Raw genomic sequence first — 16,359 nt, 5'->3', positions numbered from 1 at the left:
CTGACAAAGGCCTGCAAGCGGGCTTGGCACAACAGGTGCCATGACCCGCCTGGCAACCTCTTCCCCGACCTCACTGGCCTTCCTCCTGGCCTCGCTGATCCTTGCCTACGAGCCGCTGCGTTGGCTGATCGGCACATGGACTGACCCGTCCTACCCATCGACCGGCGCGCTCTATCTGATCGCGGTGGCAGCCCTGGTGCTCTGGTCGATGACGAGCCCGGTTCGGCAGAATTCGATCGGGCACCGGCAAATGGCAGTGCTACTCCTGTTGGGGGCGGCGTTGATCCGGCTGGCAAGCCAGGTTCTGGCGATCAACGTGATCGGCGGGTTGGCGCTGGCAATTGATGTCTTCGCGCTGGCGACCCTTTTGCGGACAGGGGAGAGGCAGAGAGCCGTTTCCCCCTTCTGGCTGTCCATCCTGTTTCTGTTCACTCTGCCGGTCGAACGCATTCTGCAACGGCTGCTCGGCTATCCGCTGCAGGAACTGTCGGCCAAGCTTTCCTGCAGCGGTCTCGGCCTGTTCTTTTCGGACCTCTCGTGCTCAGGCATCCGGATCGGTCTTGCCGGCAAGGACGTTCTGGTGGACCTGCCTTGCTCGGGCACATCCGGGCTGATGCTCGCCATGGCCTTCCTGGTCATCCTGACTGCGCTTTACCGGCCGAACCTGCTGACTGCCGTGCTCTGGATTGGCATCACGCTCGGGCTGGCTCTGATCGGCAATTCTCTGCGCATCGCTTTGCTTGCCGTCGGCATTGCCTATCCGGAAAGTGTCCTTGAGGCCGATGTCATGGCGCAGCCGCTTCACGACATTATCGGTTATCTGACGCTTCTTTTGTCGATGGCACCGGTGCTGGCGTTTTACAAGCCACGTCCCGCTGAGTGGCGAGCTGCCCGGGCTGTCTTCAGCTTGCCGGTGATGTCGCGGCCCTTGCAGAAGATGTCTGCGCTGGTGTTCCTGAGCCTTGCCTTGTTCATCGTCAGCCTGCCGCGGCACGCGCTTGATGTTTCTTCTTCGACCAGGCCGCAGCCATTGCCTTTGACACTGGCGGGTGAGGTCGGTGTCGACGAGGCGCTGTTGCCGATCGAGGAGCAGTACTTCCGGCAATATGGTGGCCACGCTCAGAAGCGGCGCTACGGGCCGATGGCAGTGACGCTGGTGCACACCTCTTCACCGCTGCGCCATCTGCACGCCCCGGACGATTGCCTGCGCGGACTCGGCTTCGACGTGACCTTTCTCGGCAGCCGTTTCGAACCGGTTCCGACAGCGCTCTACCGGGCCCGGTCGAAAACCGGAGGTGACTGGCGCGTTGCCGTCACCTTTACCTCCAGCACCGGCGAGACGACCCACAACATCGCCGAGGCGATCTGGCTGTGGCTGAAACGGCCCGGCACCACCTGGACCAGCATTCAGCGAATTACCCCGTGGACACTAGACGAGCCGCAACGCGCCGCCTTTGAGGCCGCCGCAGGGGCTGCGCTCGATCTCAACACCCGCACTTCCGGTATTTTCCCTGCCCAAAAGGAGAAACGCATATGACGTTCATGTCCCCATTGGCGTCTGCCAGTTCTCTAAAACCAACTCTGAAAGCCACTTTGGCAGCCTCACTGGCCATCGTCTTTGGCGCGCTTTCAGCGCTGCCGGTTTCAGCCGAGCCAGACCTCGACGATCTGTCCGGCACCGTGGTTGCCACTGCCGGTGGCAAGGAGATCCATCTGCCGCTTCTGAAGGCCGACTACAGGGTCGAGGTTGACGGCGATGTTGCCCATGTGGAACTGACGCAGACCTTCCTGAACCCGACCAAGCTGCCGCTCAATGCGACCTATCTGTTTCCGCTGAACCAGAAGGCGGCCATTCACGCCATGCGGATGGATCTCGACGGCGAGACCATCGTGGCGCGGATGAAGAAAAAGGAAGATGCCAAGGCAACCTTCGAGAAGGCGAAGCGGGAAGGCAAGGCCGCTGCCCTTCTGACGCAGCACCGGCCCAACATGTTCACCCAGGATATTGCGCATCTCATGCCCGGTCGCCCTGTGAAGGTGACACTGGAATACGCCCAGACCGTCCCCAAGATCGACGGCGCCTATGAGCTGGTAATGCCGATGGTGGTGGGGCCTCGTTACGAGGGGCTGGGCGCGCAAGCCGCCCTGAAGCATTCGCAATACATCGCGGACAAGAGTGTGCCGGAGGACGATAGTCACGGATACGGCGATACCGAATATGCGAGCGATGTGCTCGTCTCAGCGAAACCTGCTGCCTTCAAGCACAGTGAAACAGTCTCCGGCTGGCAGATCGACAAGCTTCCGGCCTATCCGGAGGTCATCGGGCAGAATGCTCCGAAGGAAATCGATCCGAGGCGGGTGTCGCTGGAACTTGCTCTCAAGGCACCGATGCCTGTCTCGCGGCTGTCGAGCGATACCCATGCACTGGAGGTTTCCAGCCAGGGCGAAATGCGGACAGTCCGCTTCAAGTCCGGCAGGGCCATCGACAATCGGGATTTCGTTTTGCGTTACGAGCTTGCGGCACAGAGCGATGTTGCTGCCGGTGTCTCGTCCCGGTACGAAGCCGATGGCGGGGGCTATTTTTCACTGCTGATCGAGCCGCCGAAACTGCCGGCTGAAGACATGATTGGCCAGCGCGAGCTTGTCTTCGTGCTGGATACATCCGGGTCCATGAGCGGGCAGCCGATCGAAGCGAGCAAGACCTTCATGACGGCAGCGATCAGGTCTCTGCGCCCTGATGACTATTTCCGCATCCTCCGCTTTTCCAATAACACTTCCCAATTTGCCGGAAATGCCGTTCTGGCAACGGAGCGAAACAAGCGGCAGGCCTTGAAGTTCGTGGCTGGCCTTTCGACCGGTGGCGGGACGGAAATCAACCAGGCCGTAAACACCGCCTTTGATCAGGCACAACCGGAAAACACCACACGCATCGTTGTCTTTCTGACCGACGGTTATATCGGCGACGAGGCGACCGTGATCTCGAGTGTCGCGAGCCGTATCGGCAAGGCGCGTATCTATGCCTTCGGGGTCGGCAACTCGGTCAACCGGTTTCTGCTGGATGCGATGGCCACGGAGGGCAGGGGCTATGCCCGCTATGTGGCTTTGGGAGAAGACGCGGGCGAAGCTGCGAAAAGCCTTGCCGCAAACCTGAAGACACCGCTCCTGACAGACATCACCATCGACTGGAACGGTCTCAAGGTCGAGGGACAGAGCCCGGCCAGGATACCCGATCTGTTCGAAGGCGGCTCGGTGCGCGTGATGGGGCGATACGCAGCCGGCGGCAAGCACACGATTTTCATCAACGGTCTGGTCAACGGACATGCTGCCAGACTGCCGCTTGAAATCGACCTGAAGTCTTCTGTCGACGGCAGTGCGGTTTCCAGCCGGGCCCTGCCGCTGATCTGGGCGCGCGAGCAGATATTCGACAAGGAGCGCGCCTATACGATCGGCGGCAGCATCGACACGCAACTGAAGCAGGAAATCGTCGATCTGGGCCTGACCTATTCGCTTCAGACCCGGTTCACGTCCTTTGTCGCCGTCTCTGAAAAGGTGGTGAACGGTGCACCGGCGACCGCCTCTCACCGAAACGTGCCCTTGCCGCAAGTTGCAGGCGTTTCGACCAACGCCTATCCGTCCTTGAACCTTTCCGGCAGTTCCGCGCCGGAGCCGGAAGGCATATTGGGAGTGATGCTGGTCCTCCTGGCTGTGGTTGCCCGGTTCCGGCTTAAACTGGCAAATAGCTTCCGCAAGTTGCGGGAAAGGGTTCGTGGGTTCCGGTCACGCGATGAGGAAGCTGCGTCTGGCGAGCCGGATCTTGCCTTGCCCCGTACGTTGCGCCGGGATGGTTGGTGGCTGGAAACCTGATCCGTGCTTCGCTATTGGTAACGCTCCCGCAGGCAACTGCGGGGGCCATTTTTCGGGAAGAGACATTTGCCAGGTCAAACCATTCTTGTTGTCGATGACGACCCGCATATCCGGGACGTCATCTGTTTCGCGCTTCAAAAAGCGTCCTATGTGTTCGAAGTTGCCGCTGACGGGAAGGAAGCGCTCGACAAGGCGCTTTTATGCAATCCGTCCCTGATCGTTCTGGACATCGGCCTGCCGGAAATGGACGGGCTGGATGTCTGCCGGCATCTGCGCCGCACGTCGGAGGTGCCGATCCTGTTTCTGTCGGCACGCGATGACGAGATCGACAGGATCGTCGGTCTGGAACTGGGCGCCGATGACTATGTGACCAAACCTTTCAGTCCGCGCGAACTGATCGCCCGCGTCGGTGCGATACTTAAGCGCTATGGCGCCCCCTCGGCTGCCGAAACGGTTGAAGACTTGCCTGCGCTGCGTTTCGGTGCGGTCGAACTTGACCGGTCGCAGCGCCATGTGACAGTCGATGGAACGCCTGTCACGCTCACGGCCATCGAGTTCGATATCCTGGCTACCCTGCTGGCCCGGCCGAAGATCGTCTTTACCCGCGAGCAGATCCTCCAGAATGCCTACCGGGACAATATTCACGTCTCCGATCGCACCATCGACAGCCACGTCCGCAACATCCGCGCCAAGCTTGGAACTGCTGGATGTGGCGATGCCATCGAGACCGTGCACGGCGTCGGATTCCGGCTTGGGCCCTGCCGGGTCGAGAATGGAAACGGCGGATGATCCTGTCGCGCACCTTCCGAGACAAATGGCGTCCGCCGCTGTCGCTCGTGGTGGCAGGTGTTCTTGGCATCATGCTGCTGGTGCCTCTCGCAGGTGTCGCCTTCTTTCGCGTCTATGAAAACCAGCTCATCGAGACGACAGAAGCGGAGCTGATCGGGCAGTCGGCGGCAATTGCCGCGGCAATGGCGCAGCGCCTTGAGGAGATCGGTGGCGCCGACCTGCCTTTGGGGCCGGAGGTTGCGAAGGCTACGGAGGTGCCCGGCAGTCGCAGCATCTATCTGCGGAACCCGGGCGGAAGCTGGGCGCCGCAACTTCCGGAACTCGATCTGACGCGCACAAATGTCTTGCCCGGGAGAGGGGCGCCACGGCCGGCTGCCGAACCACCGCTTCTCGAATACCTGAGTGCCGGACAAGCCGTGGACCGCATCCTGCAGGAAACTCAGAAGAAGACCCTGGCCGGATTCCGGGTGCTGGATTTCAATGGTGTAATCATCGCCGGACGTGAGGATATCGGCCTGTCGCTTGCCCATGTGGAGGAGATCAAAAGAGCGCTTTCGGGACATTATGCCAGTGCGCTGCGCGAGCGCATCGTCGACAATCCGCAGCCGATCTATTCCATCAGCCGGGGAACCAGCGTTCGCGTTTTTGTCGCGATGCCGATTATCGTGAGCGACCGGGTCGCAGGCGTTGTCTATGCCTCGCGAACACCCAGCAACATTCTCAAGGAAATGTTCGTTAAGCGCGAGGCCGTCTTCTGGGTCGTGGTCTTTGTGCTGGCTGCGACTTTTGTCGTCGGTTTCATTTTCGCGCGCGCCATCACCGGACCAATCAAGGCACTGACACGGCGTTCTCTGGCGATCGGTAATGGCGAGCGGGAGGCATTGGTGCCGCTTGCCATTCACGGCAACCGCGAGATCCATGCGCTTTCAGAAAGCATGCTGGACATGTCGCGCAAGTTGTTCGATCGGAACGACTATATCTCCACCTTCGCCAACCACGTGACTCACGAGTTGAAGACGCCGCTGACCTCTATCCAGGGTGCGGCGGAGCTGTTGAAGGACGAAGGGGCAGAGCTGAGCGAAGCGGACAGGGAGAAGTTCCTGGGCAATATCCTGCACGATACCGAACGTGCCTCGAAGCTCTTGAACCGACTTCGAGATCTCGCCCGGGCCGACAGCGTCGAGATCGGCGGGAGTTGTCGGCTGAGCGAAGTTGCCACCGCGCTCAGGAGACGCTTCGAAGGGCTGGAAATCGACCTGTCCGGCGAGGCGGATCTGCCGATGTCGGCGGAAAACGCCCGGATCGTTTTTGAAAACCTGATCGACAACTCCCGCCGCCACGCCGCGTCCAGGGTATCGATTGTTGCTGTGCCCGACGAGAAAGGCCTGACGGTTCAGGTGCAAGACGATGGCGAGGGCATTTCCGAAGGCAATCAGGACCAGGTCTTCGAACTCTTCTTCACCACCCGGCGGCAAAGCGGGGGCACCGGCATGGGGCTTGGCATCGTCCAGGCGCTCTTGAAGGCCCATGGTGCAGCGATCCGACTGCTGCCGGGTGCCGACGGTGCTACTTTCGAACTCTCCTTTCCGGTGAGGCCGCCTGCCATTAGTCCGGCCAGCGGGAGCTGAACACTGCGGCCAGGTGATCGAGCAGTGCACGCACACGGCGGGTCAGGTGCCGGTTGGGCGGGTAGAGTGCATAGAGGCCGAACGTGTCGGTCTTGTATTCCGGCAGCACGCGCTCAAGCCGTCCGTCCGCCAGGGCGTCCTCGATGGCATAGAGCGGCGCGATGGTGAGGCCGAGACCTCCCATTGCCATACGTGCCAGGGCTCCGGGAGAGTTGGAGCGGACGGCACCATGCAGCCGGATGACCTGCTCTTCATCCCCGGAATGAAACCGCCAAGTGTTGAGTTCGGTCTGATTGCTGTCGACAAGGCAGACATGGGTTGAAAGGGCTCTTGGGTCCTGCGGTCTGCCGTGCCGCTTCAGATAATCCGGTGAGGCACAAAGAACCAGCGGCATGCCGGCAAGCTTGCGAGCGATCAGGGTGGAATCCCGCAAGGCTCCGATGCGGATCGCCAGGTCGAGACCTTCCTCCACCAGGGCAAGCCGGTGATCGGTCAGGCGCATATCCACCTCGACATCCGGATGCTTGCGCAGGAAAGGGACAAGCGCCTCGCTCAGCCTCGTGCTGCCGAAGCCTGTCGGTGCCGTCAGCCTGATCTGGCCGGCCAGGGCGCCCTGACGTTCACGCACAAGCGAATCCAGATCATCGATCTGCTCCAGGATCGGCCGGCAATGTTCCAGATAGGCAGCGCCGACGTCGGTCAGGGACACACTGCGCGTGGTCCGGTTGAAAAGCTGGGTCTTCAACTGGCCTTCCAGATGCTGGACATATTTGCTGACAAGTTTGGTCGACAGGCCCAGCCGTCGCCCCGCGCTTGTGAAGGATCCTTCCTGCGCGACGGCGATGAAGGCTCGCATGGTTTCGATCTTGTCCATCACTATTGTCCTCGGCGGATCCTGCTCTTGTCAGCTCTTTATCCCTTATTTGTACATAATCATTGAATGAATTCGAAGATTATTTCCAATCAAGTCAGGAGGCATATTGCAGGCAGCGGACCGGACCAAGACGCTTCGGCCGCAGGAAGATCCTTCAAGGCAAGAGGAAGCTGGCGATGTCCAACGCAATCAAGATCCACCGTTTTCCGCTCTCCGGTCACTGCCACCGGGTGGAACTCTTTTCCAGCCTCACCGGCATCAATCACGAGCTGGTCGAGGTCGACCTGGCCAATGGCGAGCACAAACGCGATCCGTTTCTGAAACTCAATCCGGTGGGCCTGGTTCCGGTCATCGAAGATGGTTCGACCGTGCTCTCTGACTCCAACGCGATCCTCGTCTACCTGGCCCGCAAATATGCGCCGGACTGGCTGCCGACAGATCCGTATCTGGAAGCGGAAGTTCATCGCTTCCTGGCCTTTGCCGCCGGTGAACTTGCCAGCGGACCGGGTGCGGCGCGGTTGATCACGGTCTTCGGACGGCCGCTTGATCCGGAGCGTGCAAAGTCTGTCGCCAAGGTGGCTTTCGATAACCTGGAAGCCCATCTGGACGGCCGCGAGTGGCTCGTTGGCGATCGGCCGACGATCGCCGACATCGCTATCTACAGCTACACGGCGCATGCGCCGGAAGGCAACGTTTCGCTGGAGCCCTATCCGCGCATCCGCGGTCTTTTGAAGCGCATCGAGGATTTGCCGGGCTTTGTGGCCATGCCGGCTACCAAGGCAGGCCTTGCCGCGTAACGTTTCCCGGAACTGCAGGTCCTTGCGAGCAAGGGCCTGCGTCTGGCGTTCCTGAAGGTACCGAAAGGATTTGACGATGGCTGAGATCGATGAGACTGCAAACCGGACGGTCATCCCTTCTCCGTTTCATGCCGGCGAACGCCAGGTGCAAGAACGACTTGGCGACAGGGATGTGGAGCGCTGGGCGCGTGGTGCCATCCGCGGCTTCATGCCTGATCAACATCGGGCCTTCTTTGAGGACCAGCCATTCATGATCGCCTCGGCGCGCGATGCTGCCGGTCGCCCCTGGGCGACAGTGCTGGAGGGCTGGCCCGGATTTGTACGCTCACCCGATCCCGGGTCGTTGACGATTTCAGCGCGTCCTGTCGCAGGAGACGCCCTGGAAGAGGCATTTGTCGAAGGCGCGGATGTCGGGTTCATCGGGATCGAACTCGCGACCCGGCGGCGCAACCGCGTCAACGGGACAGTCGCCTCCGCAGGGGCTGACGGGTTCCGGTTTGCTGTCGGGCAGTCGTTCGGAAATTGCCCGCAATATATCCGGGCACGGGATGTGCGCTGGAGTACGGAAGCTGTCTCGGGAGAAGCAGTTCGTGGATCGCGTCTGAGTGCGACGCAAGCAGCGTGGATCAGGTCTGCCGATACGTTCTTCATCGCAACCGGCTACCGGGGAGAGGGAGATGACGAGGCCTACGGCATGGACGTGTCTCACCGGGGTGGTGAACGCGGCTTCGTGCATGTTCTGGATGATCGCCGGCTGATCTTCCCCGACTATGCGGGCAACAGGTTCTACAACACGCTCGGCAACATTCTGGCGGATGCGCGAACAGGGCTGTTGTTCCAGGATTTTTCAAGCGGCAGCCTGTTGCAGGTTACCGGCCGGGCAACGATCGTTTGGGATGCGGAAGAAGTGGCGAAAGTGCCTGGTGCACGTCAACTCGTGTCCTTCGAGGTCGACGAAATCGTTGAACTGACGTCGGTCTTGCATTTGCGTTGGCAGAAAGAAGCATCGGCAATCCGGTCGTTGCGGCTTGCAGAGAAAATCCGGGAAAGTTCCGATGTGACGTCTTTTGTGTTCGAGGCTCGCGACGAGGGAGCTTTGCCTTCGTTCAATGCCGGTCAGCATTTGCCGATCGAACTCAGCCTTCCTGCCGGCCATGGCAAGATCCAGCGAAGCTATTCGCTTTCCGGCGATCCGTCCGAAGGCCGCTATCGAATATCCGTGAAGCGCGAGCCGAACGGACTTGTCTCGCGTCTCCTGCATGACGTGCTTCAGGTTGGCGGATACATAGACGCTGGAAGGCCGGCTGGTGATTTTGCGCTGCCGGAGACGAAAGACCCGGTGGTGCTGGCAAGTGCGGGCATCGGTATCACGCCGCTCCTGAGCATGCTGCATCATCTGGCTGGTGAGGACGGGAGCCGTCCCGTGTGGTTTGTCCAGAGTGTCAGGGATGGCGATCATCATCCCTTCCGGCAGGAAGTCGAAAGCCTGACGGCGGGGAGGCCGAACATTCGGCACGAGATCCGTTATAGCCGCCCACAGCCTTCGGACGTTTCAGGTCAGGATTATAATTCGGTCGGCCGGATAACGGCACAAGAGCTGCTGGACTTGTCACCCAAACTGCAGACGCAATACTTCCTGTGCGGTCCGTCTGCCTTCCTGGCTGATCTGAAGTCCGGGCTGGAACAGCTCGGTGTTTCGCAGGAGCGGATCCACTTCGAAGCCTTCTGAGGGCGATCCGGGCGTATCAGTCCGGTCGTTAATCTTCCGGGGTGAAGTCGACATGGATATGGTTGCCGTCCGGGTCCCAGACGTTGATGGCAACTGTCCCCGTGCCGGGCTGAACGGAGCGGCGATAACGTTCGCCGCGTTCGTTCAGTCTTGCTTCGAAAGCCTCCAGACCGGAAGCGGTAAAAGCGAAATGTTCCAGTTTCAGCTTAGCTTCGGATCCGGTCGCTTCCGGCCCCTCAACACCGACCAGATGAATGGCTGCATCGTTACCCGCGTAGAGCCAGGCACCTGAAAAGGGAAAATCGGGACGCGGTCCGGGTTCCATCCCGAGAATGTCGCCATACCAGGCGATCAGTTCGTCGAGCCGCGTGGTGCGAAGATTGACGTGGTCTAGCTTTCCGATCTTCATGCGCTGGCCTTTCCAGAGCGGTCCGTTTGGTCCGGTAAGTGGTGATTTGCTGTCTGACCCTCGAGGGCTGGCAAGTCAATGCCGGTCGGCATCCAGGGAACCGGGCAAGGCACCGCGAAACACCTGCCGGGACTGTCACAATTTTTAGCAAATAGTTAAGGCCAGGCAAGGCTTTCGGCTCTGAAGACCACTCGTCCGGTTCAGCGTGAAAAAAACCTTCTGCAACTGAAAATTTCCTATTGCATCGGGGGGCGAACGGGCGCATATACGCCTTGCCCAAATTCGCACGTGCCCGTGGTCGTCCATGGGATGTTCAACAAGACATCTCTTAAGGGGCCGCTGCCAGACAATCCGCCAAGGGGCGGGGCAGTTGAGATCCGGACGGCTTAAAGCAACGACGTAAGAGGGCTTTTTTGGTCTCTGCCGGGGTTTCCAACCTCCGGCGTCACTGAAGAGGCACTTGTTACATCATTGCCCGACGTGCGGTTCGGTTCTCCCGATCCAATCAACGGCATTTCCCGACGCGGGAAAGCTTTGTGCTGCTTGGCAGTCGCATAGCCCAACCGTCGCTGCAGTCAACCCGGCCTCCGGTTCCATCCCGGGGGAGGCCCGGTGCGCATTGCAGCACCCTGCGACGTGAACGCAGCGCGCACGCCAAGGATTAGCGCGCCTGCGGCTGAGATTGAGAAAGAGGGGAGCCCCCCAATGAGCGACCGTATCCGCGATTTCCTCCGCCGACGTGACGAAGATGGCCCGTGCGTTGTTGTCGATCTCGACATCGTGCGCGACAACTTTGAAGCTTTTGCCAAGTCCCTGCCGGACACCTCCGTCTACTACGCAGTGAAAGCCAACCCGGCACCTGAAATCCTGTCGCTCCTGGAAAGCCTCGGCTCCTCCTTCGATTGCGCCTCCGTCGGCGAAATCGAAATGGTGCTGGCAACCGGCGCATCCGCCGACCGCATTTCCTACGGCAACACGATCAAGAAGGAGAAGGATATTGCGCGTGCCTATCAGTATGGCGTCCGCCTCTTCGCCGTCGACTGCGTCGAAGAAGTTGAAAAAATCGCCCGCGTTGCCCCTGGCTCCAAAATCTTCTGCCGCGTCCTGTGCGACGGTGTCGGCGCCGAGTGGCCGCTCTCCCGCAAATTCGGCTGCGACCCCGAAATGGCGCCCGACGTCCTCGAACACGGGCACCGGCTCGGCCTTGTCGCCCATGGCGTTTCCTTCCATGTCGGCTCCCAGCAAGCCAACCTCACGGCGTGGGATCTCGCTCTCGCCATGGCAGCAGGCGTTTTCCAGGAAATGGCGCTCCGCGGCATCGAACTGAAAATGGTCAACATGGGTGGGGGCTTCCCGACCCGTTACCTGAAGGACGTCCCGGGCGTTTCGACGTACGGCGAAGCGATCTTCCAGGCGCTGTGCAAGCACTTCGGCAACCGTCTGCCGTCCACCATCATCGAGCCGGGCCGCGGCATGGTCGGCAATGCCGGCATGATCGAAGCTGAAGTCGTTCTGATTTCCCGCAAATCCGCAAACGACGAAGTGCGCTGGGTCTATCTCGATATCGGCAAGTTCCACGGCCTGGCCGAAACCATGGACGAGGCGATCCGTTATCCGATCCGCACCCCGCGCGACGGCGACACCACTGCACCTTGCGTGCTGGCCGGCCCGACCTGCGACAGCGTCGACGTTCTTTACGAAAAGACGCCGTACGAACTGCCGGTGAGCCTGTCCATTGGCGACAAGGTGCTGATCGAGGCCTGTGGTGCCTACACCACGACCTATTCCACGGTCGGATTCAACGGCTTCGCGCCGCTGGCGTCCTTCGTCATCTGAGGCAAGTGCCATGATTGATATTGTGGACGAGGCGCCGGATCACACCGGCGCCCGCGAGGGTCTGCTTGACCTTTGTTTCGGCGAGGACCGCTTCAGGAAAACCTCCGAGCGTCTGCGTGAAGGCCGGCTTCCGGTCTTCGCATTTTCTGCTATCGACGAATCTGGCAAGCTCGTTGGCACGGTAAGGCTCTGGTCTGTGGCGGACCGCAACGGCTCGCAAAGCCTGTTGCTCGGACCCCTTGCCGTCGATCCGGCTTGCCGGGGGTTGAAGGTCGGAGACCGTCTGATGCGGCACGCCCTCAACCAGGCTGCCGTGCTTGGCCATGGATCCGTGATCCTGGTCGGCGATCAGCCGTATTATACCCGCTTCGGTTTTGCTGCGGGCCTTCTCGACAAGGTCGGGATGCCGGGACCGGTGGACTATCACCGTTTCCTCGCACTGGAGTTCACTCCAGGGCACATTGACGGCCTGGAGGGTGTGCTTTCGGCATCCGGTGTAATGGATCCGATGGCAGTGCCGGCTGCCCGGGAAGACGTCTTCTCGGTTTCGCAAGCAATTTGAAGCTTTAGACTTGGAGACGGCGGCGAAGTTTTTCGCCGCCGTCTCTTGTTTTTTAAGCACAGGCTTGTTTGTTTAAAAATTACAGGGTTTGAGACGGTCATTTGTCTTTCCTTGAACGGGCTTTCACCGAGAAGACTTGAAATTCCTGCAGAAACCAGCCACACCTAACAAAGGCGCAATAAGTGCGCTTTGCTGTTTGAAGGATTTCCCAACGGGCCGGACCCTCTGGAAGCGATGTGGGCGGCATATCGGATAGGATTGGAGTTACGCATATGACCGACGACACCAACGACGGTGCGCCGAAGAAGCCGGCGGTAAAAGCTGCCGCAAAGCCAACAACACGGCGGAAGACCACATCGCGTACGCCCGCTTCCAGAGCCGCATCGGCAAAGCCGGCAAGCTCCAAATCGACACCTGCCAAATCACCGTCTGCGACGCCGGCTGCAGCCAAGGCTGCGCCCGCCAAACCTGCTGCCGCGAAACCGGCGGTCGCGAAATCGGCGAGTGCGAAACCGGCTGCTGCAAAATCTCCGGCCAAAACAGCCTCTGCAATGCCTGCTGCTGCGAAACCCGCAACCAACAAGCCGTCCGCCTCCGCCACCAAGGCAGCTGACGCGAAAGCGCCCGCAAAGTCTGTGGCGGCCACAAAACCTTCGACAAGCAGGACACCGAAACCTGCTGCTGCAAAAACGCAGACCAAGACTGAGGCCAAGACTGCGGCCAAGCCGGCTGCCAAAAAAGCGGCTCCGGTGAAACCGGAAGCAGTGAATGCTTCCAAGGCGAAGACAGCCGCTCCTAAAGCTTCTGCACCGAAGGCAGCAGCTTCGAAGGCCGCTGAACCGAAAGCAGGTTCCACTGCATCATCAGGCGCTGTTCACGGAACGATCACCGGTCCTCTTGTGATGATCGGTCTCGGTTCCATCGGCAAGGGAACGCTGCCGCTGATCGAGCGTCATTTCAAATTCGACAAGAGCCGGTTTACCGTCATCGACCCGGTTGATGGTGATGCCAAGCTGGTGACCGACCGGGGATACCGGTTCGAAAAAGTCGCCCTGACGCCTGAAAACTACAAGGACATACTGACGCCCTTGCTCACGGAGGGCGAGGGGCAGGGGTTTGTCGTTAATCTGTCTGTCGACACTTCATCGCTGGACCTGATGAAATTCTGCCGCAAGCTTGGCGTGCTCTATATCGACACTGTGGTCGAACCCTGGCCGGGGTTCTACTTCGATGACACCGCAACGGCAGCCGACCGGACCAATTATGCACTGCGTGAGGCCGTACGACGCGAAAAGAAGAAACATCCTGGCGGCACTACGGCAGTTTCCTGCTGCGGCGCCAATCCAGGCATGGTCTCGTGGTTCGTGAAGAAGGCGCTGGTGGATATCGCCACCGATTCCGGCGTCAAGTTCAAGGAACCGTCCAGCCAGAAGGGCTGGGCCAAGCTGATGAAAAAGGTGGGTGTCAAGGGCATCCATATTGCCGAGCGTGACACCCAGCGAGCCAAGGAACCGAAACCATTCGGCGAGTTCTGGAACACCTGGTCGGTGGAAGGTTTCCTTTCCGAAGGTTTCCAGCCCGCGGAACTCGGCTGGGGTACGCATGAAACCTGGAAGCCTGCGAACGCCAAGAAGCACAAGAAAGGCTGCAAGGCGGCGATCTATCTGGAACAGCCGGGCGCCAACACCCGTGTGCGGACCTGGTGCCCGACGCCAGGCGCGCAATATGGCTTTCTCGTCACGCACAATGAAGCGATCTCCATCGCCGACTACTTCTCCGTGAGCGATGGCAAGAAGGTCAGCTACCGCCCGACATGCCACTATGCCTATCATCCGGCGAACGTGGCCGTGCTCTCGCTGCATGAACTGTTCGGCTCCGCAGGAAAGGTTCAGGAGACGCTGCACGTTCTCGACGAAAGTGAACTGCAGGACGGCATCGATGAACTCGGCGTTTTGCTCTACGGTCACAAGAAAAATGCCTATTGGTATGGCTCCCAGCTGTCTGTCGAGGAGGCCCGGGACCTTGCGCCGTATCAGAACGCGACCGGTCTGCAGGTGACTTCGGCCGTTCTGGCCGGAATGGTCTGGGCGTTGGAGAACCCGGAAGCGGGCATCGTCGAGACGGATGAGATGGACTACAAGCGCTGCCTCGAAATCCAGCTGCCGTATCTTGGCCCGGTCAAAGGCTATTATACGGACTGGACACCTCTGGAAGGGCGACCTGGCTTCTACAAGGAAGATATCGACACCAAGGATCCCTGGCAGTTCCGTAACATTCTGGTGCGATAGCGAAAAAGGGCAACCTTTGGTGAAAATAGCCGCTGGATAACTCCGGCGGCTTTTTTGTTGTTTGTTGAAATTCGGAAAGTCGCCGAACGCGAAAACTTTGTGATCTACATAACATTCTTGAAATAGATCTTGGCAGAATATACGTCATAGGGTGCAACCATTCGGCGAGGGCAAGTTGAAAGTCGATCAGGCAAGACTGAACGCTGCCATCCGGGGCCTTTATGAGGCCGCGGTTACGGCGGAGCTCTGGAAGCCGGCCATGGAAGAGGTGACTGACGCCCTCCAGGCAAAGAGTTGTCACTTCTTCTCCAACAACCTGACAGATGCGGGGGACGACCTCTTCGTCACGGTTCGCATGGATCCTGATTTTCACAAGGATTACATGGGCACTTACGCAGAGCTTGATGTCAGGTATCCGCGCATCCTGGATGCTCCGGTCGGAAGAGTTCTGCACGGAGATCTCCTGTGGACCGACGAAGAGCGGATGGCCAGTCCCGTCTATCACGAGAACTTGCTGCCTTTCGAACTCTACGAGGTAACTGGCGCCCAACTCGCCATGCCCGATCGCTTGAGCTGGCTTGGCTTTTCTCTCTATGAAGAGGAGCCTTGGGAAAAAGATCAGCTCGAGGCTCAGCAGCTGATCCTCGGCCATACACGGCAGGCCTTGCGGATCCATCTGACACTGGCAGAAGCAAAAGCGAATACGGAAACGCTCGGCAATCTCCTGACGGCACGCGGGCAAGGGATAATTCTGGTGACCGCAGGGGGCAGGATCGTCTTCGCGAACGATCAGGCCGAAGCCTTGCAGCAAGAACAGGTTCTGAAAATGAGCAGCCGGGGTCTTGTCTTCCGGGACAGGGCCTTGAACCGGCGTTTTGCGCTTGCCCTGGATGCCCTTCACTTCCGTTCGAGCGTTCCTTCGAGCGAGACCGTTACGCTCACCGATACAACGGATCATCAGATCGGGGTCCGCTTCCTGCCCGTTCCCGGAGGGATCGGTGGTGGCGGTTCGATGCTGGCTGTCCTGTGTATTCCGCTCCACATGCAGCATGGGCCGGACCCATCGGAGATCAGGCAATTTGCCGGATTGTTCCGCCTGACACCTTCCGAGGAGCTTGTGGTTGGCGCGATCGCGTCCGGGCAGGATCTGTCGCAACATTGCGTTGAGCGCGGCATCTCACTCGACACCGCAAGAAAACACCTGAAGAATACAATGGCCAAGGCCAACTGCCGCTCGCAGAAAGACCTTTTGCGGCTGGTCGAGCGGTTCTGCTTCTTCCGACTTCGCTGACCTGCGAAGCTCTTGCCATCCGGAATGCCTGACAGATTTATACTGGATCCGTTGTCGCTGATCTTGCCGGACCCTGGCTGCCTTGCCTTGTTTCCCCCGGTTCATGTCAAGACCGTTTGCGCCTGCTGTTCGGGCAGTGTCGCTGGTCACAGGAGGCCGGGAAGGGGATGAGCTAACAAGAGACGGTGACAGGGCTCGTGTCAGGTTCAAACGCTGGTGACAACGGTTGCCATCTACCCGAACCTGACGGGCAGCCGACCGTGAAAGAACCGGGCGCAAAACGAACCCGGGC

At 59.8% G+C, this 16,359-nt stretch carries 13 protein-coding genes; 10 read left to right on the top strand and 3 right to left on the bottom strand.

Going from position 1 to position 16,359, the window contains the following annotated elements:
• The first annotated feature begins 40 nt into the window (after positions 1-40).
• The 4 genes from xrtT (at position 41) to HCG46_RS00885 (ending at position 6,281) form a co-directional block, all read left to right on the top strand.
• Positions 41-1,537 (top strand): exosortase T, encoded by a 1,497-nt coding sequence (gene xrtT / locus HCG46_RS00900; RefSeq protein WP_168684118.1) that lies wholly within the window; start codon positions 41-43, stop codon positions 1,535-1,537.
• Positions 1,534-3,864 carry a VIT and VWA domain-containing protein gene (locus HCG46_RS00895; RefSeq protein WP_168684116.1) on the top strand — a complete coding sequence of 777 codons (2,331 nt, stop codon included), beginning with the start codon at positions 1,534-1,536 and terminating at the stop codon, positions 3,862-3,864. The genes xrtT and HCG46_RS00895 overlap by 4 nt, the downstream gene beginning before the upstream one ends.
• Positions 3,865-3,930: 66 nt before the next feature.
• Complete coding sequence (locus tag HCG46_RS00890) at positions 3,931-4,653, top strand: response regulator transcription factor (RefSeq protein WP_168684114.1); 723 nt, start codon at positions 3,931-3,933, stop codon at positions 4,651-4,653.
• On the top strand, positions 4,650-6,281 hold the full coding sequence (locus tag HCG46_RS00885) for an ATP-binding protein (RefSeq protein ID WP_168684112.1): 1,632 nt from the start codon (positions 4,650-4,652) through the stop codon (positions 6,279-6,281). The genes HCG46_RS00890 and HCG46_RS00885 overlap by 4 nt, the downstream gene beginning before the upstream one ends.
• Here the strand turns inward: HCG46_RS00885 and HCG46_RS00880 are convergent.
• Complete coding sequence (locus tag HCG46_RS00880) at positions 6,259-7,155, bottom strand: LysR family transcriptional regulator (RefSeq protein WP_062488416.1); 897 nt, start codon at positions 7,153-7,155, stop codon at positions 6,259-6,261. The genes HCG46_RS00885 and HCG46_RS00880 overlap by 23 nt on opposite strands.
• Positions 7,156-7,331: 176 nt before the next feature.
• Between HCG46_RS00880 and HCG46_RS00875 the strand changes: the two genes are divergently transcribed.
• Entirely contained in the window at positions 7,332-7,952 is a 621-nt protein-coding gene (locus tag HCG46_RS00875; protein ID WP_168684110.1) for a glutathione S-transferase, read from the top strand.
• A gap of 76 nt (positions 7,953-8,028) precedes the next feature.
• On the top strand, positions 8,029-9,681 hold the full coding sequence (locus HCG46_RS00870; protein ID WP_168684109.1) for a pyridoxamine 5'-phosphate oxidase family protein: 1,653 nt from the start codon (positions 8,029-8,031) through the stop codon (positions 9,679-9,681).
• A 28-nt stretch (positions 9,682-9,709) separates the two neighbouring features.
• Here HCG46_RS00870 and HCG46_RS00865 read toward each other — a convergent pair whose 3' ends face one another.
• Positions 9,710-10,090, bottom strand: a complete 381-nt coding sequence (locus HCG46_RS00865) for a VOC family protein (RefSeq protein WP_168684107.1) — start codon at positions 10,088-10,090, stop codon at positions 9,710-9,712.
• 705 nt (positions 10,091-10,795) lie between these two features.
• On the opposite strand from HCG46_RS00865, the gene HCG46_RS00860 reads away from it, so the two are divergent.
• A complete protein-coding gene (locus HCG46_RS00860) occupies positions 10,796-11,926 on the top strand; it encodes a type III PLP-dependent enzyme (RefSeq protein ID WP_023000938.1) in 1,131 nt (376 codons plus the stop codon).
• A 10-nt stretch (positions 11,927-11,936) separates the two neighbouring features.
• Positions 11,937-12,488 (top strand): N-acetyltransferase, encoded by a 552-nt coding sequence (locus HCG46_RS00855; protein ID WP_168684105.1) that lies wholly within the window; start codon positions 11,937-11,939, stop codon positions 12,486-12,488.
• 97 nt (positions 12,489-12,585) lie between these two features.
• Here the strand turns inward: HCG46_RS00855 and HCG46_RS00850 are convergent, their stop codons facing one another.
• Entirely contained in the window at positions 12,586-13,266 is a 681-nt protein-coding gene (locus tag HCG46_RS00850; RefSeq protein ID WP_168684103.1) for a hypothetical protein, read from the bottom strand.
• A gap of 124 nt (positions 13,267-13,390) precedes the next feature.
• On the opposite strand from HCG46_RS00850, the gene HCG46_RS00845 reads away from it, so the two are divergent.
• Both HCG46_RS00845 and HCG46_RS00840 read left to right on the top strand, forming a co-directional pair.
• The gene (locus HCG46_RS00845) at positions 13,391-14,776 is read left to right on the top strand and encodes a homospermidine synthase (RefSeq protein ID WP_168685525.1); all 1,386 of its coding nucleotides are present in this window, start codon (positions 13,391-13,393) and stop codon (positions 14,774-14,776) included.
• A 175-nt stretch (positions 14,777-14,951) separates the two neighbouring features.
• The gene (locus HCG46_RS00840) at positions 14,952-16,067 is read left to right on the top strand and encodes a hypothetical protein (RefSeq protein WP_168684101.1); all 1,116 of its coding nucleotides are present in this window, start codon (positions 14,952-14,954) and stop codon (positions 16,065-16,067) included.
• Positions 16,068-16,359 lie beyond the last annotated feature (292 nt).

Source organism: Labrenzia sp. PO1 (assembly GCF_012273635.1).
Lineage (GTDB): Bacteria > Pseudomonadota > Alphaproteobacteria > Rhizobiales > Stappiaceae > Roseibium > Roseibium algicola.
The sequence above is the reverse complement of the archived record's forward strand: the minus strand, read 5'-3'. Positions and strand labels throughout refer to the sequence as shown.

Excerpts from the sequence above, each read along its gene's own strand:
- HCG46_RS00860 (WP_023000938.1), top strand. The coding sequence starts at position 10,796 with ATGAGCGACCGTATCCGCGATTTCCTCCGCCGACGTGACGAAGATGGC.
- xrtT (WP_168684118.1), top strand. The coding sequence starts at position 41 with ATGACCCGCCTGGCAACCTCTTCCCCGACCTCACTGGCCTTCCTCCTG.
- HCG46_RS00875 (WP_168684110.1), top strand. The coding sequence starts at position 7,332 with ATGTCCAACGCAATCAAGATCCACCGTTTTCCGCTCTCCGGTCACTGC.
- HCG46_RS00865 (WP_168684107.1), bottom strand. The coding sequence starts at position 10,090 with ATGAAGATCGGAAAGCTAGACCACGTCAATCTTCGCACCACGCGGCTC.
- HCG46_RS00845 (WP_168685525.1), top strand. The coding sequence starts at position 13,391 with ATGATCGGTCTCGGTTCCATCGGCAAGGGAACGCTGCCGCTGATCGAG.
- HCG46_RS00885 (WP_168684112.1), top strand. The coding sequence starts at position 4,650 with ATGATCCTGTCGCGCACCTTCCGAGACAAATGGCGTCCGCCGCTGTCG.
- HCG46_RS00870 (WP_168684109.1), top strand. The coding sequence starts at position 8,029 with ATGGCTGAGATCGATGAGACTGCAAACCGGACGGTCATCCCTTCTCCG.
- HCG46_RS00895 (WP_168684116.1), top strand. The coding sequence starts at position 1,534 with ATGACGTTCATGTCCCCATTGGCGTCTGCCAGTTCTCTAAAACCAACT.
- HCG46_RS00855 (WP_168684105.1), top strand. The coding sequence starts at position 11,937 with ATGATTGATATTGTGGACGAGGCGCCGGATCACACCGGCGCCCGCGAG.
- HCG46_RS00880 (WP_062488416.1), bottom strand. The coding sequence starts at position 7,155 with ATGGACAAGATCGAAACCATGCGAGCCTTCATCGCCGTCGCGCAGGAA.